Source organism: Cupriavidus sp. BIC8F (assembly GCF_032465815.1).
Lineage (GTDB): Bacteria > Pseudomonadota > Gammaproteobacteria > Burkholderiales > Burkholderiaceae > Cupriavidus > Cupriavidus necator.
The window spans coordinates 1,949,807-1,973,188 of sequence record NZ_CP136094.1 but is presented as its reverse complement, the minus strand read 5'-3'; the positions used below and the strand labels follow the sequence as shown (position 1 = coordinate 1,973,188).

Genomic DNA, 23,382 nt, shown 5'->3' with positions numbered 1-23,382 from the left:
CATGACAACAGGCGGCCAAAATAACAAGCAGCCAAAAAGAATGTAGCCGGTGTGCGATCAGACGCACCGCCGGCGCCGCGCATTTCCTTGTCGCGAATGCAGGGGGTGAGTCAGATGAAAGAAGCCGACATGCACGGAGCGATCCGTGGCTTGTACGAGGGCATTCTCGATCCCGGTGCCTGGCAGCAGAGCCTGCGCATCCTGACGGAACTGGCGGGCACGGCACACGCCTCGATGATGGTCTGGGACACCGTCCGCGACCAGGTCACCGTCAATGAGATCGTCAATCCGGTGGTGGAACTGTTTTCCGAGTACGAATCGGACTACCAGGCCATCGATCCGGCCAAGCAGTTCGCGCCGCGCCTGCGGCCGGGCGACTGGTATATCGACGCGCGCGAACTGGGCGAAGGCACCATGGCCCGCCATCCGTTCTACCGCGACTTCTTCCACCGCTACGACCTGCGCTCCTACGTGGCTTGCCTGGTCGAGCGCCAGCCCCACTACGAAGTCTATTTCTCGATGCAGCGCGCGCGCACGCAGGAGCTGTTCTCGACCGACGACACCCGCGGCATGGACTGGATCATCCCGCATATGCGCAGCGCCATGGCCATGCGCGACCGCACGCTGGGGCTGACGGTGCTGGCGCGGCTGTCGACGCAACTGGTGGAGCGGCTCAATTTTGCGCTGCTGGTGTTCTCGCCGCAGCGCCAGGTGCTGCTGAGCAACCGCGCCGGCGAGCGCTGGGCGCGGCGCCTGGACCCGGCCGGCAAGGTGTCGGACTGGACCCTGTCGCGCCCGTTCGCCGACATGGTGCAGGCCGCCTGCGACCCGCAGCGCGCGGTCGCGGCGCAGGCCGCCCGCGCCACCGACGGCAGCGGCGCCGGCGCGCAGGTGATCGTGCTGCCGCTGCCGCCCTCGCACGCCTTTGCCGCGCAATGGCAGGAACCGGCGGCGCTGGTAATCGTGCATGAGCAGGACAGCGCGCCGCTGTTGCTGGCGCCGGTGCTGCGCGACCTGTACGGACTGACCCCGGCGGAGACCCGGCTGACCAACCAACTGGCCACCGGCCAGGGCCTGCCCGAAGCCAGCCAGCAACTGAACATCCGCCACGAAACCGCGCGCACCCAGCTCAAGTCCGTGTTCCACAAGACCGGCTGCAACAGCCAGGCCCAGCTGACGCATCTGCTCTCGCGCCTCGGCGCGGCGCTGGACGAGGCCTGAACACAACCGCGCCCGGCATCGGGCCGGCGCCGCGCCTGCGGCCCGCCCGTTGCCCCGCGAAGAAAGTGCTAAAAATACAAGAAGTAAAAAGAAAAAAGAAGGGAAGCCATGAGCGACACACAGATGCACGACACCATTCGCGCGCTGTACGAAGGGATCTTCGATGCCGACGCCTGGCAGCGCAGCCTGGGCGCGCTGTGCCAGGCCAGCGGCAGCACGCATGCCCATCTGCTGGTGCTCGACACGGTCAACGAGCGCGTGCTGGTGAACCAGGAGGTCAACCCCATGCCGGAGGCGGTGGCCGCCTACAGCGAACAGTACGTGGCCATCGACCCGGCCCTGCCGTTCGCCAGGCGCATGTCGGTGGGCAACTGGTATATCGATTCACGCGAGCTGGGCGTGCCGGCGATGCGCAGGTCGCCCTTCTACGGCGAGTTCCTGCGGCAATTCGAGCAGTCGTCGGTGATGGCCTGCCTGATCGAGCGCCAGCCGCACTACGACGTGTTCCTGTCGCTGCAGCGCCCGCACGGCCACGACCACTATTCGCCCGAAGACGCGCGCGCGCTCGACTGGGCCATCCCGCACGTGCGCAATGCGATGGCGCTGCGCGACCGCACCCACCAGGTGTCGGCACTGGCGCATGCGTCGGCGCAGCTGATGGAGCGGCTGCCGTTCGGCGTGATCGTGTTCCGCGATGACGGCAAGCCGCTGCTGGCCAACAGCATTGGCGAGGCCTGGGTGCGCCGGCTGCTGCCGGCGGCGTCGATCGAAACCAGCGCCGTGGCGCCGCCTGCCGCGGCCGTGCGCGAGGAAGCCGACTGGCAGCTGTCGCGCCCGTTTGCCGAAGCGCTGCGGGCGGCGTGCAACCCCGCCAACCCGCAGCCGGCGCAGGCGCTGCGCGCCGCCGACAGCGCTGGCCGCCAGGCCCAGGTCGTCCTGCTGCCGCTGCCGCCCGCGCACCATCTGGCGATGGACTGGCAGCGCCCCAGCGTGCTGGTGGCGATCCACGAGCCCGGCACCGCGCCGATGACGCTGCCGGCCGTTCTGCGCGACCTCTACGGCCTCACGCCGGCCGAGACCCGGCTGGCATTGCAGCTGTCATCGGGCATCGGCCTGCCCGAGGCGTGCGAGCTGATCGGCATCCGGCGCGAGACCGGGCGCACGCAGTTGAAGGCCATTTTTACCAAGACGGCTACGGGGACGCAGGCGCAGTTGGCGCATTTGTTGACTCGGTTGGCGGTAAGAGCTTAGGGGCGGGGCTTGGGGGCGCTTGCCGCTCCTCGGGGATGCAGGCCGCTTTTGCTCATAGCAAACCATCCCCCAACCACCTTCAATCCACCGAAGCCCCCACAGTCTTAACCACCCCCGCCCACTTCTGCCGATCCCCCTTCACCGTAGCCTTGAACTGATCCACGGTCTCGACCCGCGGCGTGTTGCCCGCATCGATCAGCTTCTGCCGGATCGCCGGCGTTTCCAGCGCCACCTTCACCGCATCGTTGACCTTGCGCGCGATCTTGGGATCCAGCCCCTTCGGCCCGAAGAAGCCGAACCAGATGGTGCTGTTGAAGCCGGGCAGGCCGCTCTCGGCAATGGTCGGCACGTCGGGAATCACTTGCACCCGCTGCCTGGTGGTCACGCCCAGCAGGCGCACCTTGCCGGCGCGGTACTGCGGCAGCACGCTCTGCACCTGGTTGAAGATGCAGCAGACCTCGCCCTTCACCACCGCCTGCAGCGCGTCCGGGCCGCCCTTATAGGGCACGTGGACCATGTCCAGGCCGGCGCGCGCGTTGAACTCGGCAAAGGCCAGGTGCGTGCCGGTGCCGTTGCCGGTGGAGGCAAAGTTGTACTTGCCCGGGTTGGCCTTGACCTTCTCGATAAACTCCTTGACCGACTTCACGTCGATCACCGCCGGGTTGACGGTCAGCACGTTGGAGACCTCGACCAGCGGCGCGATCGGGGTGAAATCGGCCTCGGCGTCGAATGGCAGGCTCTTGTAAAGCGCCGGGTTGATGCCGTGCGTGGCGGCGGTGCCCAGCAGCAGCGTGTAGCCATCCGGCCTGGCATGCGCGACCGCCTCGGAGGCGACGTTGCCGCCGGCGCCCGGCCGGTAGTCGTAGATGATGGTGGTCTTCAGCGACTTCTGCAGCGACTCCTGCAGCGTGCGGCCGACGATGTCGACGCCGGAGCCGGCGGTGAAGCCCATCAGGATCGTCACCGGCTGCGTCGGCCACTCCCCTTGCGCGCGGGCGGGCATGCTGACCGTGCTGATGGCAGCGGCGGCGCACAGCACGGCCAGGCCGGTAGCGGAACGGAAGGACAAGCGCGGAAGCAGGCGGGACGAAGTAGGCATGGGGGCACCGTCGGAAAAAGTCAGGGACTGAACATGGGGCCGGCCGGGATCTGAGCCCCGCGCCAGCCCCACAAGATAGCAAGGATCCTGCCAAAACCAAACGACCGAGTTCGCTTGAGGGTATGCCATGCTGGCATATGGTCGCTCAGCGCCGCAGCAGGCCCACCAGTTCGTCCACGTCCGGCAGCGGCGCACCGGTTCCCGCGGTGCTGTCGTCGTCGGCCTCCAGCAGCCCGTCGGCCAGCGCGCGCTTGTCGCGGTGCAGGTCGACGATGCGCTCTTCGATGGTGCCCGCATTGATCAGCCGGTACACCGTCACCGGGCGCTGCTGGCCGATGCGGTGCGCGCGGCCCATGGCCTGGTCTTCGGCGGCGGGGTTCCACCAGGGGTCGGCAATGATCACGTAGTCGGCCGCGGTCAGGTTCAGGCCGAAGCCGCCGGCCTTCAGGCTGATCAGGAAGACATCGCCCTCGCCCGCCTGGAAGGCGGCCACGCGGCGGGTGCGCTCGGCCGCGGGGGTGGCGCCGTCCAGGTACTGCAGCGCCAGCCCGGCCCGCTCCAGCCCCTGGCGCAGCAGCTGCAGGAAGTCGACAAACTGGCTGAACACCAGGGTCTTGTGCCCGCTCGCGGCAAGCTCGCTGGCCAGCTCGACAAAGGCGCGCACCTTGGCGCCTTCGGACAGCTGGCCGCTGAGTTCCGGCGTGACCAGGCGCGGATCGCACGCGGCGCGCCGCAGCCGCATCAGCTGCGCCAGCACGTGGATGCGCGCCTGCGCGTGGTGCTGGGCCTGCGCCAGGGCGCGCGCACGGCCCCCGGCAGGCGCGCCTCTGGTGGCCTTGCGTGCCGCTTCCACGCGCGCCAGCGCGGCCTCGGCCTCGGTCTGGGCCTGGCGGCGCAGGGCCTCGTAGTGCGCGGCTTCGACCGGCTCGGGCTCGACCCGGATCACCAGCTCCGTGCGCGGCGGCAGTTCGTCCAGCACCTGCGCCTTGGTCCGGCGCAGCACGAACGGCGCGATCATGCGGCGCAGCCGCTGGCGCGCCTCGCGCACGCCGCCGCGCTCGATCGGGTTGGCAAAGTGTTCGTTGAAGCGGGCCAGCGAGCCCAGCAGGCCCGGATTGCAGAACCGCATCACCGACCACAGCTCGGCCAGCCGGTTCTCCACCGGCGTGCCTGTCAGCGCCATGCGGAAGCCCGACGGCAGCGCGATCATCGCCTGCGCCCGCCGCGTGACCGCGTTCTTGAAGGCCTGTGCCTCGTCCGCGACCACGGTATGCCATTCGCGCGCGCAGAACGCCTTGCTGGCCTGCTGCAGCAGCGTGTACGAGACGATCACCAGGTCATGCGGCCCGGCCTGCGCCAGCAGCGTCTCACGATCGCCCTCGGCATAGACATGGACGTTGAGCGTGGGCGCAAAGCGCCGCGCCTCGGCCGCCCAGTTGCCGCACACCGAGGTCGGCGCGATCACCAGCGCGGCGCCGCCGCCGGCGCGCGCCACCAGCACCGCCAGCGCCTGCAGGGTCTTGCCCAGGCCCATGTCGTCGGCCAGGCAGGCGCCCAGGCCCGAGGCCGCGAGCGACATGGCCCAGCGGTAGCCGGCCTCCTGGTAGGGCCGCAGCTCAGCCGCCAGCGTGGCTGGCAGCGCGAGGTCCGCCTCGCGCGCGGCGCGCAGCCGGGCGATGCGCTGGCGGAAATGCGCGTCGGGATCGACGCCCGCGCCGGCCAGCACGTCATCCAGCCACGGCGTGGCCATCTGCGGGACGCGAATGCCGTCGGGCACATGCTCACCGACGCCGGCCAGGTCGCGCAGCCGGCCGCGCAGCGTGCGCGTCAGCGCCACGTAGACGCCCTGCCCCATCGGCACGAAGCGCCCGGCGTGACTACCGGTCCAGTCGATCAGCTTGCCCAGCTCCAGCACCAGCCCCTCGGCCACGCGCAGCTCGCCGGCCAGCCGGTACCACGCGCCGCGGCTCTCGATCTGTACGCCCAACTGCGGCAGGTCGGCCGGCAGCACGCGGATCTCCTTGCCGCGCGGCCATTCCACGGCCTGCACGGCGGGCAGTCCGGGCAGTGCTTCCAGCACGGCCAGCGCGTCTTCGGGATCGTCCAGGGCCCAGCTGTACTCCCCGCCGGGCGGCGACTGGGTCACCAGCAGGGGCAGCGCGGCGAAGACCTCGGCCACGCTCGCCAGCTCGGCCTCGAGGTCGCGTTGCGTGGCCAGGGTCTCGCCGCGCACCGCGGCCATCAGGCGCTCGCGCCCGGCACCGGGCGCCAGCCGCGGCCCGAGCGGGCCCAGCGGCGTCACCACCAGCCGCAGCGAGATGCCGCGGGCCACCGGCGCCACCTCGGCGCGCAGCCGTGTCTCGGCCTCCACCGCGCGTGTGCCGACGGCCTGGTCGGCATGGACCTGGAAGTGGCCGGCCAGCGCGCGCAGGGTCTTGTCGAGCTGCGCCTGGCCGTCCTCCGGGATCGCCAGACCGTCGCCGACCAGCCGCGCGGCATCGAACTGCGCCGGGGTGTAGCGGATCACCCGCAGCCGGTGCGGGCCGTCGCGCACCACCGTGACCTGGCGCAGCGCCTCGGCCTCCTGGCGCGCGGCAGCGGGCAGCAAGGCTTCCATCGCCGGCGCCTCGCGCACCGGCGGGAAGATGCGCAGCACATAACGGCCGGCGCTGTGGACCGATTCCAGCGCGGGGGCGTCCTCGACCACCTCCAGCGTCTGCGATGGCGCATGCGCCAGCACCACGCCCGGGTGGCCCACCAACGCCATCACCGCGGCGGCGCGGTCCAGCACGCAGCGCCGGTTATGCGACTGGTCGCGGCGGATGGCGCGCGCCACGCGGGCATCCCATGGCTCGAGCCGGTCGTCCTCGGCGACCCGGGCCAGTGGCACCGGCTTCGGCTTGCCCCAGCCGCGCGCGCCGCGCACCTGCTCGAGTGGCTCGATCGTGCCCGGCACGCCGTCGGCGTCCAGCGTCAGCGCCCACAGCAGGCGCCGGGCCTCGGCGCCGGCGGCGGGTTCGGCGCCGGCCAGCGCACGCAGTGCTGCCAGCGCCTGCTGCCAGTCCGGGCCCGGCGCGGGGCTGGCGCCGTCCTGGCCGGGTTCAGGCAGGTCGTCATGGCCGGGATGTGTGGTCAAAGGCACGGCGGTTCTGGGATAGGGAAACGTGCGACAACGGTGGCAACAACAGGAAATGGCGTCCGAAATGCGGCAAACGCCCGGAAAAGAGGATTCTAGACCGCCGCAACGCCTGCATCGCGTTGTGACCCATGCCCCCGCGGCTTACAATGTCGTTTTTGCTAATTTGACGGCAAGGAGAACAGACATGTCGATGGCTGATCGCGACGGCAAGATTTGGATGGACGGCAAGCTGATCGAATGGCGCGACGCCAAGATCCATGTGCTGACGCATACGCTGCACTACGGCATGGGCGTGTTCGAGGGCGTGCGCGCCTACAAGACCCCCGAAGGCACCGCCATCTTCCGCCTGAAGGAGCACACCCGCCGCCTGTTCAACTCGGCCAAGATCTTCCAGATGGTCATGCCCTTCGACGAGGCCACGCTGGAAGCGGCGCAGCGCGAAGTGGTGCGCGCCAACAAGCTGGAATCCTGCTACATCCGCCCGATCGTGTGGGTCGGCGACGAGAAACTGGGCGTCTCGGCCAAGGGCAACACCATCCACGTGGCGATCGCGGCCTGGCCGTGGGGCGCCTACCTGGGCGAGGAGGGCATGGAGCGCGGCATCCGCGTGAAGACCTCGTCGTTCACGCGCCACCACGTCAACGTGTCGCTGGTGCGCGCCAAGGCCAGCGGCTACTACATCAACTCGATCCTGGCCAACCAGGAAGCCACCGGCCTGGGCTACGACGAAGCGCTGCTGCTGGACACCGACGGCTACGTCAGCGAAGGCTCGGGCGAGAACGTCTTCATCGTGCGCAACGGCGTGATCTACACGCCGGACCTGGCCTCGTGCCTGGACGGCATCACCCGCGACGCCACCCTGACCATCGCGCGCGACCTGGGCATCGAGGTGCGTGAAAAGCGCATCACCCGCGACGAGATGTACTGCGCCGACGAAGCCTTCTTCACCGGCACCGCCGCCGAAGTCACGCCGATCCGCGAACTGGACGACCGCGTCATCGGCGAAGGCCGCCGCGGCTCGGTGACCAAGCAGATCCAGGACACGTTCTTTGCCGCCGTGGGCGGCACCAACGAAAAGTACAAGAAGTGGCTGACGCTGGTCTGAGCACCGGCTGCCAGCCCCTTCTGCGCGCGCCCGGTACTGCCGGGCGCGGCACTCCCGCTGTTTTCATCGAACAATAAGCATCACTCCCTGCAACACCATGACGCAAACCGCCACCATCATCGAAATCGGCGCTGAAGACATTCCGCTGCACTGCCCGACCGCCAACACCCCGGCATGGAACTACCATCCGCGCGTGTTCCTCGACGTGGCAGACACCGGCGAAGCCAAGTGCCCTTACTGCGGCACCGTCTACAAGCTCAAGCCGGGCACCGTGCTGAAGGGCCACCACTGACCCGAGCCGCCCGCATTCGCACGATCCTGACGCTCCGGGCCGCTTGCAGGCGCCCCGGAGCGTCGGCGTTCCCGGCGTCCGCGCCGGCGTGCCGGCTCCACGCGCCCCGCCCATGAAGAAAGCCCTCGTCATCGCCCCCAACTGGATCGGCGACGCCCTGATGGCGCAGCCGCTCTTTGCGCTGCTCAAGGCGCGCCATCCGCGCCTGGTCATCGACGCACTCGCGCCCAAGTGGGTCGCGCCCGTGCTCGCGCGCATGCCGGAGATCGGCCGCGTGTTCCCGTCCGACCTCGCGCACGGCAAGCTGCAGCTATCGGCACGGCTGATGTTCGCGCAGCAGCTCAAGAACGAAGGCTACGACCTCGCCTACGTGCTGCCGAACTCGCTCAAGTCGGCACTGGTCCCCTGGCTGGCCGGCATCCCGCTGCGCATCGGCTACCGCGGCGAAGCCCGCTTCGGCCTGCTCAACGTGCGCCACGCCAACCCGCCGCGCGACAAGCGCCCGCCGATGGTGGAGCACTACGCCCGCCTGGCGCTCAGGCCCGGCGCGCGCCTGCCCGAAGACCTGCCCGAGCCGCGCCTGCGCGTCGACCCGACGCGCATGGCGGCCACCGCCGAGCGCTTTGGCATCGCGCCGCACACGCGCGTGATCGCGTTCTGCCCGGGTGCCGAGTTCGGCCCGGCCAAGCGCTGGCCGGCCGGGCATTTCGCCAGGCTTGCGCAGATGCTGCGGCGTTCCTACCCGTATGCGCAGATGATCACGCTGGGCTCGGCCAAGGACGCCGAGATCGCCGCCGAGATCGTCAGCGAGGCCCCATTCGTGCGCAACCTGTGCGGCCAGACCTCGCTGGATGACGCCGTGGACCTGCTGGCGCTGTCCGAGGCCGCGGTCTGCAACGACTCCGGCCTGATGCATGTCACGGCGGCGCTGAACCGGCCCCAGGTGGCGGTGTTCGGCTCGAGCGACCCGCGCCACACGCCGCCGCTGTCACAGGCAGCGAGTATCATGTGGCTGCAACTGGAGTGCAGTCCCTGCTTCAAGCGCGAGTGTCCGCTGGGCCACCTGCGCTGCCTGAAAGAGATCGAACCTGAAATGGTGTTCGTCGAGCTGCGCAAGCTGCTTCACCGGCCCTGACTTCACTGCCCCCGCCACTTCTACTGCCACCATGCCTCGCTTTGCCCGCCTGTTCGATTCCGCCGAAGACATCGTCGAAGCCTTTCGCGAAGCACTGAAGCTGCGCGACGCCGACGGCGCGCTGCGCCTGTGGCTGGACGAAGACTCGATCACCTGCGTGCTGCCCGACGGGCAGCGCCTGATCGGCCACGAACAGCTGCGCCAGGCCTTCCTGCAACTGCTGGAAGAACAGCCGGTGCTGGTCGATGCGATCGAGACCAGCAGCCATGCGTCGATGGCCGTGTCGATCTTCGACGTGACCGAGGCGCTGCGCTTTGGCAGCGACCGCGTCGAGGCCGACCTGTACGTGCACACCACCTATGTGCTGATGCAGAACCACGAAGGCTGGCGCCTGGCACATATCCACTGCAGCCCGGCCAACGCGGTGCAGGTTGCCGCAGTGGCCGCCGCGCCGGGGCAGGCGCTGCATTAAGAACCCGTCTGGTTCTAAACCCGCACGGCCGCGCCGCGGCCTGCTGCAACACCACGCCGGCATGACGCAGCTTCCGCACCACCGCCTTCCCCAGGCCGTCCACGCCGCCGAGGCCGACCCCGCCACGGCACCCGGCCATGGCTACGGCGAAGGCGTGCCAATGCCCTGGTGGCTGCGCGGCGGCCATGCCCAGACCATCCTCCCCGCGCGCTTCACGCGCCGCCCGCCGCGCGTGAGCTTCCGCCGCGAGCGCTGGGACACCCCCGACCAGGACTTCATCGACCTCGACTGGACCACCCACCCGGTGCGCCCGGACACGCCGCTGGTGGTGATGTTCCACGGCCTGGAGGGCGATTCCGGCAGCCATTACGCGCAGGCGCTGATGCATGCGCTGTCCCTGCGCGGCTGGCAGGGTGTGGTTCCGCATTTCCGCGGCTGCTCGGGCGAGCTCAACCTCGCGCCGCGCTTCTACCACTCGGGCGATTCGGCCGAAATCCGCTGGGTGCTGGAGCGCATGCGCCAGCGCCACTGCGCCAGCGGGCGCAAGCTGCTGGTGGTGGGGATCTCGCTGGGCGGCAACGCGCTGCTGCGCTTCCTGGGCGAAGACGGCACCAGCGCCGGCCACGTGCGTGCGGCCGCGGCGATCTCCGCGCCGCTGGACCTGGCTGCCGGCGGCGCGGCGCTGTCGGCAGGCTTCAACCTGGTCTACACGCGCATGTTCCTGCAGACGCTCAAGCGCAAGTCACTGGCCAAGCTGGGGCAGTTCCCGGGGCTGTTCGACCGCGACACGATGCTGGCCAGCCGCGACCTGTACGCCTTCGACAACGTCGTCACCGCGCCGCTGCACGGCTTTGTCGATACCGACGACTACTGGCGCCGCGCCGCCAGCAAACCCGTGCTGCGCGACATCGCCGTGCCCACGCTGGTGCTCAATGCGCGCAACGATCCCTTCCTGCCGGCCCGGCACCTGCCCGGCCCGGCCGACGCCAGCCCCCAGGTATGGCTGGAACAGCCCGAGCACGGCGGTCATGTCGGCTTCATGACCCCGCCCGAGGGCTGGCGCCGGCACCTGCCGCTGCTGCCCGACGGGCGCTTCAGCGGCGATATTGAATGGCTGCCGGCACGGATCCTGAGATTTTTTGACAGCATGATGTAAGGCGGGCGCGGCCCCCCACGGCCCGCCTAGGAGACAGACATGGACGAGATCGTCAGGCAAGCCATGGCACGCTGGCCCAACGTGCCCAATGCCTACGGCTGGCTCGCGCTGGACCGCCGCGGCCAGTGGCGCCTGCGCAATGAATACGCCCAGCAGCACGGGCTGTCGGGCGACCCCATCCGCCATGAAGCGCTGATCGGCTTTATCGAACGCAACTACCTGTGCGACGGGCGCGGCGCCTGGTTCTTCCAGAACGGTCCGCAGCGGGTGTTCGTATCGCTGGGCTATGCACCGTGGGTCGTGCGGCTGCATGAAGGCGCGTTGCGCACGACCACGCAGCAGCCCTTCACGCTGCAGGCCTGCTACGCCGACGAACACGGCAACGTGGTGCTGGCCGGCACGGTCGAAGGCATGGCGCAAGGCAGCCTGCCGGCACAGCAGGCCGCCCTGCTGCACGACCACGACCTGGAACTGTTCAGTGGCGCCAGCACCTGGCATGGCGAAGCCTGCGGCACGGACCTGGGCGTATTCCATCACGATGGCCGCGACATCCCGATCGAGCCGATTGCCGAGAGCGAAGTGCCCAAGCGCTTTGGCTTCTTGCGCCAGCCGGCGGCCTGACGCAACTGCCCCCGTCAGAAGTACCTGGCCACCCTGAGCATGCCGCTCTGGTCCACGTAGTCCCTGGCGCCGCGCAAGCGGTACTCGGCGCGCACGGCCCATCCCCCCTGGGTCAGCAGCTCGAAGCCGGCCGTGGCGTCGCCGTACCATTTCGGCATGCGCGTCGTGATCTGGAACGGTGCCGCCGAGAACTCCGCCAGGCTGACACTGGCAGTGGCGTCGCCGCTCAGCAAGGCGCTGGCGCCCACGGCCAGGTAAGGACGCAGGGTCGCCCCGGCGAGCTCAACCCGGCCGCCCACCTCGAGACCCGGCGTCACCATCCAGGCGGTGCGCCCGCGCGCGCCGTAGGCCAGGTTGAAGACACCGGCCCCGGACTCGCGATAGGCGGGCGTGTGGTCGTAGGTGACATCGAGGTCGGCGAACGGCTTGAGGTACCACGCCTGGAACGGCACCTGGTATGACGCGCGGGCGCGGGCCCCGAAGAAGTACGTGTCGGGCTTGCTGTCCGCGGTGGCGAACATGCGTGGCAGCGCGATGTCCCGCCGCTGCGCCGACGCTTCATAGCCGCCGAACAGCGCCCCGGCGAACAGCCAGTTGCCAAGCTGCCGCTTGAGCGTCAGGCCGGCCTGGCCGCCGTCGCTCGAGGCCCGCATGGTGCCATCGGCAGAGCGGATGCTGGTATGCGCATAGCTGAACGAGCCGCCCAGGTACCAATCGGGCGCGATCGCCTTCTGCACGCCAAACTGGACGCCGCCCTGCGTGCTGCGATAGCCCGCATCCTCACTGGTGGCGGTGCGCTCGACACTGCCGCCAATCGCACGGCCCCACGCACACTCGCCCTCCGCCTGGCGGGCATCGCCCTCGCTGAAGTAGGGGCAGCTCATCAGGCGGTTCAGGAAGGCGTAGCTTTCGTGGCGGCGGCTGCTCGCGCGGGCCAGCGCCACGTCGGAAGCGATGGTGTTGAGGGCGCGCGCATAAGCGGACGGGTCGGCGATGGCCGCGAGCGGGTCGAATACGGCCGCGGCCTTGGCATCGGCCGTGTTCCACAAGGCCTGCAGATGGTTCGCCACACCCGCCTGGTCGCGGTTGAGCGCGACACCCGGGGACTGGAAGTGGGCATCGACCGAGACCAGCACATCGCGCTTGTCGTCGCTCTGGTGCAGGGCATAGGCAAAGACGGGCGACGCGCTGGCGATGCCTAGCTGCACCGCATCGCCAGCCAGCGGCTGGTCCGAATGGATGATCGCAAGCGCCGTGCCGCGCACGGGATATCTGGTAAGAGGCGTGACGGTGCCCGCGAAGCGGGACCCGCCGGCATTCGAGAGCTGGTCGCTGGCCTTGCCCGCGAAATCGAGATCGGCGGCGAAGGTGCCCGAGGCAAGCTGGTTGAAACTGCCGAAGTTCAACCGCGTGGTCGTCATGACACCCGGGCCGCCGGGGTTGAGGGTGCCGGCATTGTTCAGCGTGCCATTGTTGATGTACAGCGTGTTGCCGCTGTAGAAGGTGGCGCCGGCACGGTTGTTGAACGTGCTGGCCAGGCCGGAATCGCGGCCGATGTCGACATTGCCGCGGATGGTGCCGGTGTTCTCGACCACGGCCTGACGCTTTGCGCTGATCGCCGTGTCGGCATCAATCAGGCCGGCGTTGCGGATCGTGGTCATGGACTGGGCGTACGCCAGCACGCCGGTGCCGGAGCGGCCGTTCGCGCTCACGCTGGCGCCCTTGTCGACGGCGATGTCGACCGTGGCGGCGCTGTCGCCCGTGGCCGCGCCCCAGCTGAGCGCGGCGATGGCGGGGGAATTCGCCCCCTGCGTGCTGACCGCTCCGTTCGCGGCAAGATGGACCGACACCGGGCCGCCGGCCGCACTGGACGACGTCTGGCCGTCCTTCATGTAGATGCCACCGTCCTTGAACACGGCGCCGCCGCCAAGGCTCATCGCCAGGATGCCCGGGGCGTTGTCCCCGGACGTGTAGACCATGCCTTGCCCGCCCACCTCGACCGTGACCGCACCGCCCCTGCCCAAGCCGCCTGCGATGCCGGCGCTCCGGACCAGGCCCAGGCCGTAGCTGACCGCCGACAGGTCGCCGGCCAGCCCGCCGCCCCCGCCAACGCTTTGCGCGAGCACGCCCACCCCGCCGCTGCCGGTGGTCTGGAGGCCGCCGTCGACCACCGCGCGCACCGGGCCGCCATCGCCGCTGCCGTTCGAGGCCGAGGCCGAGGCCGCCAGCGTGACCAGGCCCGGCCGGGTGCCGAGCGCGGCAATGCCGCCGCCGCCGCCGATGCTCTGGCCGAGCATGCCGACGGCATTCTGCCCGCCGGTCGTGATGCTGGCGCCGGCACCGAGCGAGAGGCTGACTGCCCCGCCGCCGCCGGCAAGGCCATCGCTCGCGTTCAGTGACAGGGTGACCGGCAGCGCCGCCGTCTCCCCGCTGGTGAGCGCAACATAACCGCCGCCGGCCCCCACGCTTTGCGCCATCATGCCGAACGCCAGTGCACCGGTAGTGACGATGGTGCTTGCGCCATCGCTGGTGCCCGCACTGTCGATGCTGACCGAGCCGCCATCAGTGCGCATGCTGCCCCCCGCCATGCCGCTCGCGCCCAGCGTGATGCGGGCGGGGCCCGTCAGCGCAAGCGCGGTCGGACTGATCGCCAGGCTGGCGGCGCCGCCACCGCCACTGATGCTCTGCGCCAGCACCCCATGGGACAGCAGGCCGGCAGTCCGGACCGTGCCGTTCTGCGTGATCGCCGCACCGCCGGCACTGATCCCGCTGAAGCCGAAAAGCCCGGTCATGGTCGCGCCGAGGGCGATCTCCGGGACCTGCGGGGCCTGGCCCCCGCCCAACCGCGCCGCGTCCGTGCCAGCCATGCTGACCGAGGCGGCACCGCCGCCGCCGTTGATGCTTTGCGCGAAGATGCCAACCGCGTTCCGGCCCAGGGTGCCCACATTGGCGCCGCTTGTCGCCGTCACCTGGCCGCTGCCGGCCGCAAAGGTGTCGCCGGTGAAGACGCTGGTCGCACCCAGCCGGATCGCCAGCGGGCGCGCGGCGGTGCCGGCCAGCGCGGCAAGGCCGCCGGCGCCGAGCAGGCTGCTCTGGACGTCGGCCGTGCCGCCGCCACCCCCGATGCTTTGCGCCAGGATCGCGGGAGAGCCGTCGCCCGCCGTTTCGATGCGGCCAGCGCGAACGCCCCGCTGACGCCCCTGCTCACGGTGGCGATCATGCTGTCCAGGCTGGACAACAGGCTCGACGCGCCAGTGGCATGCACCGCCCCGCCCCGGCCGCCGCCGCCGCCGATGCTCTGCGCGACCAGCGCCGGCGCACTGCCGCCGCCGGTGGTGATGGAACCCTCGTTGGAAACCGTGACCGCGCCGCCGTTGCCACCGCTGCCGCCCTGGCCGCCGATGCGCATGTCGAACGCGTTCGAGAAGCCGCCAAGCCTCATCTCCGGCGCCTTCTCCAGCCATTCCACCACCTTGCCCAGCACACCAGTGAGCGCAGCCGGCGAGCCCAGCGTCGAGAACGAGCGATTGGTCTCCTGCTGGACGCTGCCGCCGCTGCCCCCGCCTCCGCCGATGCTCTGCGCCAGGATGCCGATCGCATGATCGCCGTCGGTGCGGATGCTCCCCGGGTAAAGGTTGTCGACCGTGACGGTCGAGCCGTTGCCGGCCCCGCCGCCATTGCCGCCCACCGTGGTGCCGTAGCTGATGGTGATATCCGATGCCCCGAGCGTGGTCGGCCGCAACGGCGCCGCGGCGGTGCCGCCGTTGCCGCCGCCGCCGCCGATGCTCTGCGCCAGGATGCCGTCGGCGCGCGCACCGGCCGTCGCCAGTTGCGCGCGGCTGGCGATGCCGATCGTGCCGCCACTGCCGCCGGCGCCGCCCGTGCCGCCCACCGTGTGCCCGATGCTGGCAGCCCCGCTGGGCAGGTCGGGGCCGAGTACCGGCGCGATGGTGACCTGGGTCGAATCCGCGAAGGCGCCATTGCCGCCACCGCCGCCAATCGTCTGCGCGACTACCGCGTTCGCCAGGGCGCCGCTGGTCGCCACGCGCGCACCCTGCGCCAGGTTCACCGCAACCGCGCCGGCCGAGCCGCCTGCCCCGCCATCGCCGCCAACGCTCATGGACACCCCCAGCAGCACGCCGGCGGACGTCGCGCGCGCCGACCCGCCCAGCCCGCCGCCACCGCCAATGCTCTGCAACGTCAGGCCCGACGCCGCCGCCCCCGCCGTAGCGATATCGCCGGACGTGCCCACGGTGATGTTGCCGCCGTCACCGGCCGCGCCGCCGCGCCCGCCCACGGCCATGGCCGTGATAAGGCCAACGCTGTCGGCATCGCCACCCGCGCCGCCGCCACCGCCGATGCTCTGCAGCAAGACGGCCTGGCTGTGGTCGCCGGCGGTCCGGATCGTGCCCTGGTTGCTGGCGGCCAGCACGCCGCCGTTGCCTCCATTGCCACCGTTGCCGCCTCCGACCCGGAACACGCCATGGCTGCTCGTGCCGGCCCCGCCGCCGCCGCCGACGGCATGTGCAAAGATGCCGGCGGCATCCTGTCCCTCAGTGGCAATGGTGCCGCTGTTGTCAATCTGGACGGCGATCGCACCGGTACCTGCCCCGGCGCCGCCGTTGCCGCCGCGCCCGAAAGTCCCCGCGGGACCGCCAGCACCACCGCTACCGCCAATCACCATGGCGGAAATGCCATGCGCATTGGCGCCATGCGTGGTGATCGAGCCCGTGTTGGTAATGGCAACCCCGCCGGCCGCTCCCCCTTTGCCGCCATCGTGCCCGTCGAGCCAGCTGCCCTGCCCGCCATTCGAGCCGTTCCCGCCGATGCTCGCGGCAAGAATGCCGGGCGAGCGCGCCCCATCGGTCGTGAGCGCCGCGCCGTTGACCACCGTCACATGGCCGGCATTGCCTCCGTCGGCCGCTTTGACGTTTACCAGGGGAATGGGCAGGCCGTCGGCGTCCACAGCATGCCAGGTCCGCGCGGTGCCGCCGATCGAGCGCGCCAGGATGCCCGCCACCCCGGCACCCTGGGTCGTGATGATGCCGTCCGCCGCAGTCACCGTGACGTCGCTCGCGGAACCTCCCTGGCCTGAATTAGCGTGGCCGCCGAACTCACTGTCGTTGCGTCCCCCGCCGCCCTGGCCGCCCAGCGCCTGGGCGCGTATGCCCGCACCCATTTCCCCGGGGAAGGCGCCAACGCCGCCCGCCTGCACGGTGACGGTGGACTTGCCGTCCAGGGTGACACTGACCGGCCCGACGGCATTGCCGCCGGCCCCGGCATCCCGCTCCGCGGCGCCAAACTGCGGGATCGCGCTGTCCTGCCCGTTGCCGCCGATCGATTGCGCCGAGATACCGTAGCCGACCGCGTCGATGGTCGACCCCGTGACCGCCAGCACCACGGCGTGGCCATCGCCGCCGCTGCCAAAGGATGGGTGGCGCCCGGCGTCTGCCCACTTGCCGCCGTCGCCGCCCCGGGAGATGGCGGAAATGCCGGTGCCCCCGGAACTGACAATGGCGCTGCGCTGGGCCGTGTACTCGATGATCCGGCCCATGCCGCCCTTGCCGCCCCAGTGATTCTGGCTGTCGACATCGTCGCCGTCGCCACCGTTGCCGCCGCTCACATCGAGCGTCACGGCGGTGCCTGCCGCCCTGATGTTCAGGCCCGACTGGGTCAGCACCAGGTCGCTTCTGCCGTCTGCGCCGGCGCAGCCATTGCTGCCAGCGCAGTGGCCGCCGTCGGTCCCGCGCAAGTCCTGCACCACCGGTCCCGACTGGGCAAGCACCGGCGTGCCGAGCGTCAGGTGGTGGATGCCGAGCGCCAACGCGAGCGGCAGGGGGGAAATCCGTGGCTTCACGACGCGCAGGCCGGTGCGTCAGGCCTTGGCGGCCTTTGCCGCTTCGCCCAGCACGTCGGCCGCCGCGCGGATGAACTCGCCGGTGCGTTCGGTGCTTGGCGGGCCGCCGTTCCAGTTCAGCGTCAGGCAGAAGGTCACCGGCACCGCGCCCACCAGCATCTGGCCGGCGAAGCACAGGCAATGGAAGCTCTCCCAGTCGATGCTGCCGCCCTTGCCGAAGCCCTGCGCACCGGCCGGCACGGCCATCCACACCGCATCGGCCATGGCCTGGATGCGCCTGAACTCCGTCAGCGTTGCCGGCTGCGCGAAGAACTTGCCCGCCAGCGCTTGCCGGTACCAGTTCACCATCTCGGTCGCGGTGCTCAGCATGGCCTGCTTGTCGTTGATGACATTGGTGCGCGACGTGAGGCCAAGATCCTCGCCGTTGTCCATCCTGACCATGCCGTCCCAGCCGAGGTCGACGCCGGATTCCGCCCCGGCCAGGTAGGAGAACAGCTTGCGGGTCGAGTCCGGGATGCGGGTCTGGGCCAGGCCCGCTTCGGCGATCAGCGCGCGCACGCGGTCGGGGCCGACGGCGGCGAGCGCGATATCGGTACCGGTGTTGTCGCTGTGCGTGATCATGGCCTCCAGCGCATTGCGGTACGGCGTCTTGCCGGTCAGCCCCAGGAACACCGGACTGCCGGGGGAACGGAAGGTATCGCTGACATCGCAGGCCAGGTTCTCGCTCAGCCCGCCGCGGCCGGTCTCGGCGTCGCGCAGGAACTGCGCCAGGATGAAGGTCTTGACCGCACTGCCGACGAACAGTTGGCGGTCCGGATTGTAGCCAGCCGACCATGCATTGGCGCCGCCGCCAGCCGGCTCGGCGCGCACCAGGCAGTTGGCGGTATCCGGCGCCAGCGCGGCAAAGCGCGCGATCGCGCCTTCCACGTTCGGCGGCGCGGCAGCTTCGGCGCTGCCGCCGCAGGCGGCGATGGCGGGCAATACCAGGGACGTGGCGGCGAGCTTGAGCGTGCGCCGCTTGGCGGGCTGGAAGGCAGACATGCGAAGGTTCCCGTACTGAAAGGACTGGCCGGCGGCGCCGGCACGTTGATATGGCCTGTGTCGGCACGGTGTTGCCGCGCTGCACAAGCTGGCTGATTTTGCGGCGAGTTTATGCCAGAATCAGCCATCAAAAGTAGTCAACGGGTCTCGAAGTCTGGTCAAAGCGTCGCAAGGGCATGCAAGGCAACCGCCACCGCTGCATGGGTTGCCACGCCATGGTGGTTTCTTGTTTCGGGGGCAGGGTCATGACAACAACAAGCCGCGGCGCGCATGCCGTCATGCCGAAGCCACGCGCAGGCACGGAAGCCACGTTCCGCAGTTTCTCCACCAGCGACCTGGCCGAGTCCGACCGTCTCGACTTCTGGATGGCCAATGCCTATCGCTCGGTCGAGGCGCGCCCCGACCCGGACGTTGCGCTGTACGGCAGCGTCGCGAGCTGCGAAGGCGCCGGCGCCCAGTTTATCCACTGCACCAGCTCGGCCGTTCGCACCTGGCTGACGCCGCAGCGCGTGCGCAGCACCGACGAGCACATCGCCATCTGCCTGCTTGACCGCGGCGAGTACCGGGTGGAGCGGCAGGACGGCATGCGCACCGTCGTGCGCACCGGCGAACTCTTCATGTTCGATTGCGGCCAGCCGATGTCATCGGACTGGACCGAGTCCTCCACCTGCTACCTGCGCCTGCCGCGCGAGACCGTGCGCCAGGCGCTTGGCCACGATCCCGCGAATCCGGGCCGTATCGCCACGCTGCTGACGGCGTCCTCGCTTGCCCCGTTTGTTTCCATGCAGCTGCGCATGCTTGCCGCCCACGGCCCCCGGCTTGACCGCGCCGCCCTTGGCGTGGTCATGGAGAGCACGGTCGGCATGGCGTTGCAGCTTATCGCCACGCATCCGGACATCGCCAGAGCGGATGCCGGGAATGCCCGGTGGCGCTCCGGCAAGCTGCAACTGCAGGCCGCGTATCGCTTCATGGAGCAGCATGCGCACGAGCACGACCTCACGCCCGACCGGATTGCCGCGTTCCTGCACTGCTCGCGCGCGCAGTTGTACCGGCTGTTCGAGGGAGAGCCCCTACGCGTCATGGCGGCCCTGCGCGAGATTCGCCTGCGCCGCAGCCGCGAATACCTGGAGCGGGCCGGCCAGTCCGCGCACATCGGCGCGATCGCGCATGCCTGCGGCTTTGCCGATCCGTCGGCGTTCGGCAAATTGTTCCGGGAGCGTTTCGGCATGACGCCGCGGCAGGCCCTGGCCGGCGCCATCGAGCCGGCCCGGCTTGCAGGGTGAATGGAAGGGGGCGTCCCCGGCTGCATGCGGGGACGACGCTGGTGCCCGCGATGACTTCGTGACAACAAGTGCAGCGTGCCTCAGTTAGGCATGCCCTTGCTGTCCTGCTTGTCTTCGCGGTACTGGCGCTCCAGCTGGTGCAGGCGCGCATCGACCTCGGACAGCGTGTAGAAGTCGCCGTCACCGGCCTTGCGCGCGATCTGCAGCTGCTCGATCGCGGCCTGGTAGGCGCCGTCCATCGCATACTTCTCGGCCAGCGCCTGGTGCTGCTGCAAGCGCTTGCCCTGGCCCGCGTAGGCGCGTGCCAGCAGCTCCCACCAATCGCTGCGGCTGGTCTCCTGGCGCGTGCGATCGCGCAGGAAGCGCACGGCCTCTTCATAGCGGCCTGAGCCGACCAGGGTATCGGCATAGGCAATCGCCACCGCATGCGACAGCGGGAACGCCTTCATCGAGGCAGTGGCCTGGGACAGCGCCTCGGGCACGCGGCCCTGGGCGCGCGCCAGTTCCACCGCCATCACGTCCAGCATGGGGCTGCCCGAGGTGGCGCCGGGAATATTGCCGTAGAGGCGGCGCGCCTCGGCCAGTTCCTGCTCGGCGGCCGGGTAGCGGCCCAGCCGCTGCTCGGTAAAGGCAAGGCCGTAGTGCAGCGCCGGAGCGCGCAGCACCGTTGCTCCCGGCAGTTGCGCGCGCAGCGCCGCGCGCAGGTTCTGCAGGTCGCTGGGCGACGATTCCTGGATCACGCGGGCCCGCATCCGCGCGAACTCGTATTCCGGCGTATTGGCGACCTTGCGCTTGCTGGCATGGCTGACGCGATCCTGCATGTCGGCAATCCGCTCGGAGGTCAGCGGGTGGGTCCGCACATAGGACGGCACCGAGTTTTCCGCAGTCCCGGATGCGCGCTGCAGCCGCATGAAGAAATCGGGCATGCCCTGCGGGTCAAACCCCGCCGCGGTCAGGATCTGGAAGCCGACCCGGTCGGCCTCGCGCTCGGCCCCGCGCGAGAACGACAGCTGGTTGGCAATGGCCGCGCCCTGCCCGCCCATCGCCAGCGCCGCCGCCGCATCCGGGCTGCGCGTGGCGGCCAGGCCCGCCAGCACCATCGAGGCCAGCGCGATCCACATCGACTGGTCCTGCGAGGTGATGCCGCGCGCGATATGCCGCTGCATCACGTGGCCGATTTCATGGCCCAGCACCGAGGCCAGTTCCGATTCCGTATCGGACTGCACCAGCAGCCCGGTATGCACGCCGATATATCCGCCCGGCAGCGCAAACGCGTTGATGCTGCGGTCACGCACCGCGAACAGGTCGAAGCCGGTGGCAAAGGTGCCCGCGCCGGTCGAACCGGAGATACTCTGGCGCCGCGCCGCCTGCACCAGCCGGTAGCCCAGCGCGTTCAGGTAATCGGACAGCAGCGGATCCGGCACGTACTGCGGGTCGCGGCGGATATCGCGCATGATGCGGTCGCCCAGGCGCTTTTCCATGTCGGGCGACAGCGACGCCGTGGACGGATCGCCCAGGTCTGGCAGCTGCACGCCGCCGGCCTCCACCACCGCGTTGTTGGTGCGCAGGCCGAACTCGGACTTCTGGCCCGCCTTCACGCTGCGGTTCAGGTTGTCATAGACCTGGTCGCTGGCCTCGCCCGAGATGGCGGGCACCGGCTGCGGCGGCCTGGCCACGGGCGCAGCCGCCACCGGCGTGGCTGGCGCCGTGGTCGTGCGCGGCGTACCCTGGGGCCAGGCCGGCGCCGCCAACGTCAGCGCCAGCAGCGCCGCCAGCGGCCGCCGCCATGGCGTCCATGCGCCGCCGGCGCGGCAATGGCTGTCGTCGCCGCGATGTGACGCGGAACCGGCAGGAACAGCGTCCGCCACGGCGCCAGGGCCGCGTGCGGCAGACCTGCGAAGCGATGGGTGTTTTGGCATGTTGCTATGATAGCGGCCTCCCGTGGCCGTTCCCATCGGATGCTTCCCAGGGACGCTGGCGGCCACCTGCACGCAGTTCGCACTGAAGCTCACGATCATGACCCAGCTCACCCATTTCGATACCGCCGGACAGGCCCACATGGTCGACGTCGGCGACAAGGCCAGCACCCACCGCATCGCCGTGGCCACCGGCACCATCACCATGGAGCCCGCCACCTTCGCGCTGGTGCGCGACGGCAGCGCAAAAAAAGGCGACGTGATCGGCATCGCCCGCGTGGCGGCGATCATGGCCACCAAGCGCACCGCCGACCTGATCCCGCTATGCCACCCGATCGGCCTGACCAAGGTGGCGGTCGAGTTCGCGCTGGACGAGGCCACCGCCACCGTCGCCTGCACCGTGCGCACCGAAACCCGCGGCCAGACCGGCGTGGAGATGGAAGCGCTGACCGGCGTGCAGGTGGCGCTGCTGACGATCTACGACATGTGCAAGGCCGTGGACCGTGGCATGGTCATCGGCAATGTGCGTCTGCTGGAAAAGCACGGCGGCAAGTCGGGAGACTGGATGGCGGACGACGTTAAGTGATTGTTTTATAAGCCTTAGTTTGACGCTACCACTTGTCCGCCCTACTCACTGACCTTACTGCCTGCCTGCCTGACCGCAACGGCTGCCACGGAGTGACGAAAAATCGATCTTGTCCAAATTCTGTCCAAGTGGAGACAGGGGATGGCATCGATAAGGCAACGAGGGAACCGGTGGCAGGCGCGGGCAACGCGCAATGGATTTCCACCTGAAGTAAAGACTTTTGGATTGCGGCAGGACGCCGAACGATGGGCAAGGTCCATCGAAACAGGGATGGACCGGGGCACCTACGTCAGCCGCAATGAGGCTGAATCGACCATCCTCGGGGATGTTCTCGAACGCTACATAACCGACATTTGCCCGTCGATGCGTGGCGGCACTGAAGACAGCATCAGACTGCGTGCAATGTGTCGCACGAGACTTGCCAAACTGAGCATGGCTGCGCTGACGCCAATGGCAATCGCCGCCTATCGCGATGAACGACTGAAGCAAGTACAGGCGGGCACCGTGATCCGCGAACTGGCTTACCTATCCTCAATCATCAACCACGCACGGCGCGAATGGGGCATCAACATCACAAACCCCGTCGCATCGGTTCGAAAACCGGCGATGCCACAGGGACGAGACAGGATACTGTCGGCAGAGGAAGAATCTCGATTGCTGACTGCACTGGCACCGACCGGACGCCGGAATCCGTGGCTTCGACCAATGGCAATTTTGAGCTTAGAAACTGCCATGCGTCGTGGTGAACTACTAGCCCTTCGCTGGTCGAACATCAACTTTGAAGACCAGACCGCCTTCTTGCCGATGACCAAGAACGGAACGGCACGGACTGTGCCCCTGTCCCGGAAAGCCGTGGAACTGTTACGCGACCTGCCTCGTTGCATTGATGGAACCGTATTCCCGATCAATGCCCCAGCGCACCATAAGGCGTTCAAACGAGCATGCAAACGGGCCGGACTGGTTGACCTGCACTGGCACGATCTTCGTCACACGGCAATCACCCGGCTGGCGGCAAAACTACCGAACCTGATCGAGCTTGCAGCGGTGTCCGGTCATCGAAGCTTGTCAATGCTGAAGCGGTATTACCACCCGTCCGCCGCCGATCTGGCGAAGAAGATCGGCTGACCGGGCTGGTGTTCGTAACGGAAGGACATCGGTTTTACGGTGGCCTTCCTGCTACACACCAAGGAGTAGTTGCCTGTCGCGCC

General features: G+C 69.4%; 17 protein-coding genes. 11 read left to right on the top strand and 6 right to left on the bottom strand.

Translation table 11 applies throughout. From position 1 onward, the window contains the following. Positions 1–114: 114 nt before the first annotated feature. Positions 115–1,221, top strand: coding sequence for a helix-turn-helix transcriptional regulator (locus tag RS901_RS09280; protein WP_316153122.1), 1,107 nt, complete (start codon positions 115–117; stop codon positions 1,219–1,221). A gap of 108 nt (positions 1,222–1,329) precedes the next feature. After that, the gene (locus tag RS901_RS09275) at positions 1,330–2,472 is read left to right on the top strand and encodes a helix-turn-helix transcriptional regulator (protein ID WP_316153120.1); all 1,143 of its coding nucleotides are present in this window, start codon (positions 1,330–1,332) and stop codon (positions 2,470–2,472) included. A 79-nt stretch (positions 2,473–2,551) separates the two neighbouring features. Here RS901_RS09275 and RS901_RS09270 read toward each other — a convergent pair whose 3' ends face one another. Further along, entirely contained in the window at positions 2,552–3,571 is a 1,020-nt protein-coding gene (locus RS901_RS09270; protein ID WP_316153119.1) for a tripartite tricarboxylate transporter substrate binding protein, read from the bottom strand. 145 nt (positions 3,572–3,716) lie between these two features. Beyond that, on the bottom strand, positions 3,717–6,713 hold the full coding sequence (locus tag RS901_RS09265) for a DEAD/DEAH box helicase (protein ID WP_410054164.1): 2,997 nt from the start codon (positions 6,711–6,713) through the stop codon (positions 3,717–3,719). A gap of 181 nt (positions 6,714–6,894) precedes the next feature. Here RS901_RS09265 and RS901_RS09260 point away from each other — a divergent pair, with 181 nt between their 5' ends. The 6 genes from RS901_RS09260 to RS901_RS09235 all read left to right on the top strand — a co-directional run bounded on the left by RS901_RS09260 (position 6,895) and on the right by RS901_RS09235 (position 11,491). Then, entirely contained in the window at positions 6,895–7,815 is a 921-nt protein-coding gene (locus tag RS901_RS09260) for a branched-chain amino acid transaminase (RefSeq protein ID WP_316153118.1), read from the top strand. Between the two features lie 97 nt (positions 7,816–7,912). Beyond that, positions 7,913–8,107 carry a zinc-finger domain-containing protein gene (locus RS901_RS09255; protein WP_010812205.1) on the top strand — a complete coding sequence of 65 codons (195 nt, stop codon included), beginning with the start codon at positions 7,913–7,915 and terminating at the stop codon, positions 8,105–8,107. Between the two features lie 112 nt (positions 8,108–8,219). After that, complete coding sequence (gene waaF / locus RS901_RS09250; RefSeq protein WP_013955638.1) at positions 8,220–9,242, top strand: lipopolysaccharide heptosyltransferase II; 1,023 nt, start codon at positions 8,220–8,222, stop codon at positions 9,240–9,242. Positions 9,243–9,273: 31 nt separating this feature from the next. Further along, entirely contained in the window at positions 9,274–9,714 is a 441-nt protein-coding gene (locus RS901_RS09245) for a YybH family protein (protein ID WP_316153115.1), read from the top strand. A 61-nt stretch (positions 9,715–9,775) separates the two neighbouring features. After that, complete coding sequence (locus RS901_RS09240) at positions 9,776–10,870, top strand: YheT family hydrolase (RefSeq protein WP_316153113.1); 1,095 nt, start codon at positions 9,776–9,778, stop codon at positions 10,868–10,870. A 39-nt stretch (positions 10,871–10,909) separates the two neighbouring features. Further along, positions 10,910–11,491 carry a DUF2946 family protein gene (locus RS901_RS09235; RefSeq protein ID WP_316153111.1) on the top strand — a complete coding sequence of 194 codons (582 nt, stop codon included), beginning with the start codon at positions 10,910–10,912 and terminating at the stop codon, positions 11,489–11,491. Positions 11,492–11,505: 14 nt separating this feature from the next. Here the strand turns inward: RS901_RS09235 and RS901_RS09230 are convergent, their stop codons facing one another. Genes RS901_RS09230 through RS901_RS09220 form a run of 3 tightly spaced genes read right to left on the bottom strand, consistent with a single transcriptional unit; the run spans position 11,506 to position 18,389 of the window. Continuing rightward, positions 11,506–14,460: an autotransporter outer membrane beta-barrel domain-containing protein gene (locus tag RS901_RS09230; protein WP_316153109.1), complete on the bottom strand. Its 2,955-nt coding sequence runs from the start codon at positions 14,458–14,460 to the stop codon at positions 11,506–11,508. Then, on the bottom strand, positions 14,457–17,348 hold the full coding sequence (locus RS901_RS09225; RefSeq protein ID WP_316153107.1) for a hypothetical protein: 2,892 nt from the start codon (positions 17,346–17,348) through the stop codon (positions 14,457–14,459). The genes RS901_RS09230 and RS901_RS09225 overlap by 4 nt, the downstream gene beginning before the upstream one ends. Before the next feature lie 18 nt (positions 17,349–17,366). Further along, positions 17,367–18,389 carry a serine hydrolase gene (locus RS901_RS09220; protein WP_316153105.1) on the bottom strand — a complete coding sequence of 341 codons (1,023 nt, stop codon included), beginning with the start codon at positions 18,387–18,389 and terminating at the stop codon, positions 17,367–17,369. A gap of 245 nt (positions 18,390–18,634) precedes the next feature. Here RS901_RS09220 and RS901_RS09215 point away from each other — a divergent pair, with 245 nt between their 5' ends. Beyond that, positions 18,635–19,672, top strand: a complete 1,038-nt coding sequence (locus RS901_RS09215) for a helix-turn-helix domain-containing protein (protein WP_316153103.1) — start codon at positions 18,635–18,637, stop codon at positions 19,670–19,672. Between the two features lie 80 nt (positions 19,673–19,752). Here RS901_RS09215 and RS901_RS09210 read toward each other — a convergent pair whose 3' ends face one another. Continuing rightward, positions 19,753–21,591, bottom strand: coding sequence for a M48 family metalloprotease (locus RS901_RS09210; protein WP_316153101.1), 1,839 nt, complete (start codon positions 21,589–21,591; stop codon positions 19,753–19,755). A 97-nt stretch (positions 21,592–21,688) separates the two neighbouring features. Here RS901_RS09210 and moaC point away from each other — a divergent pair, with 97 nt between their 5' ends. Both moaC and RS901_RS09200 read left to right on the top strand, forming a co-directional pair. Next, positions 21,689–22,174 (top strand): cyclic pyranopterin monophosphate synthase MoaC, encoded by a 486-nt coding sequence (gene moaC, locus RS901_RS09205; RefSeq protein WP_316153099.1) that lies wholly within the window; start codon positions 21,689–21,691, stop codon positions 22,172–22,174. A 270-nt stretch (positions 22,175–22,444) separates the two neighbouring features. Beyond that, complete coding sequence (locus RS901_RS09200; protein WP_316153097.1) at positions 22,445–23,299, top strand: site-specific integrase; 855 nt, start codon at positions 22,445–22,447, stop codon at positions 23,297–23,299. The last annotated feature ends 83 nt before the right edge of the window (positions 23,300–23,382 follow it).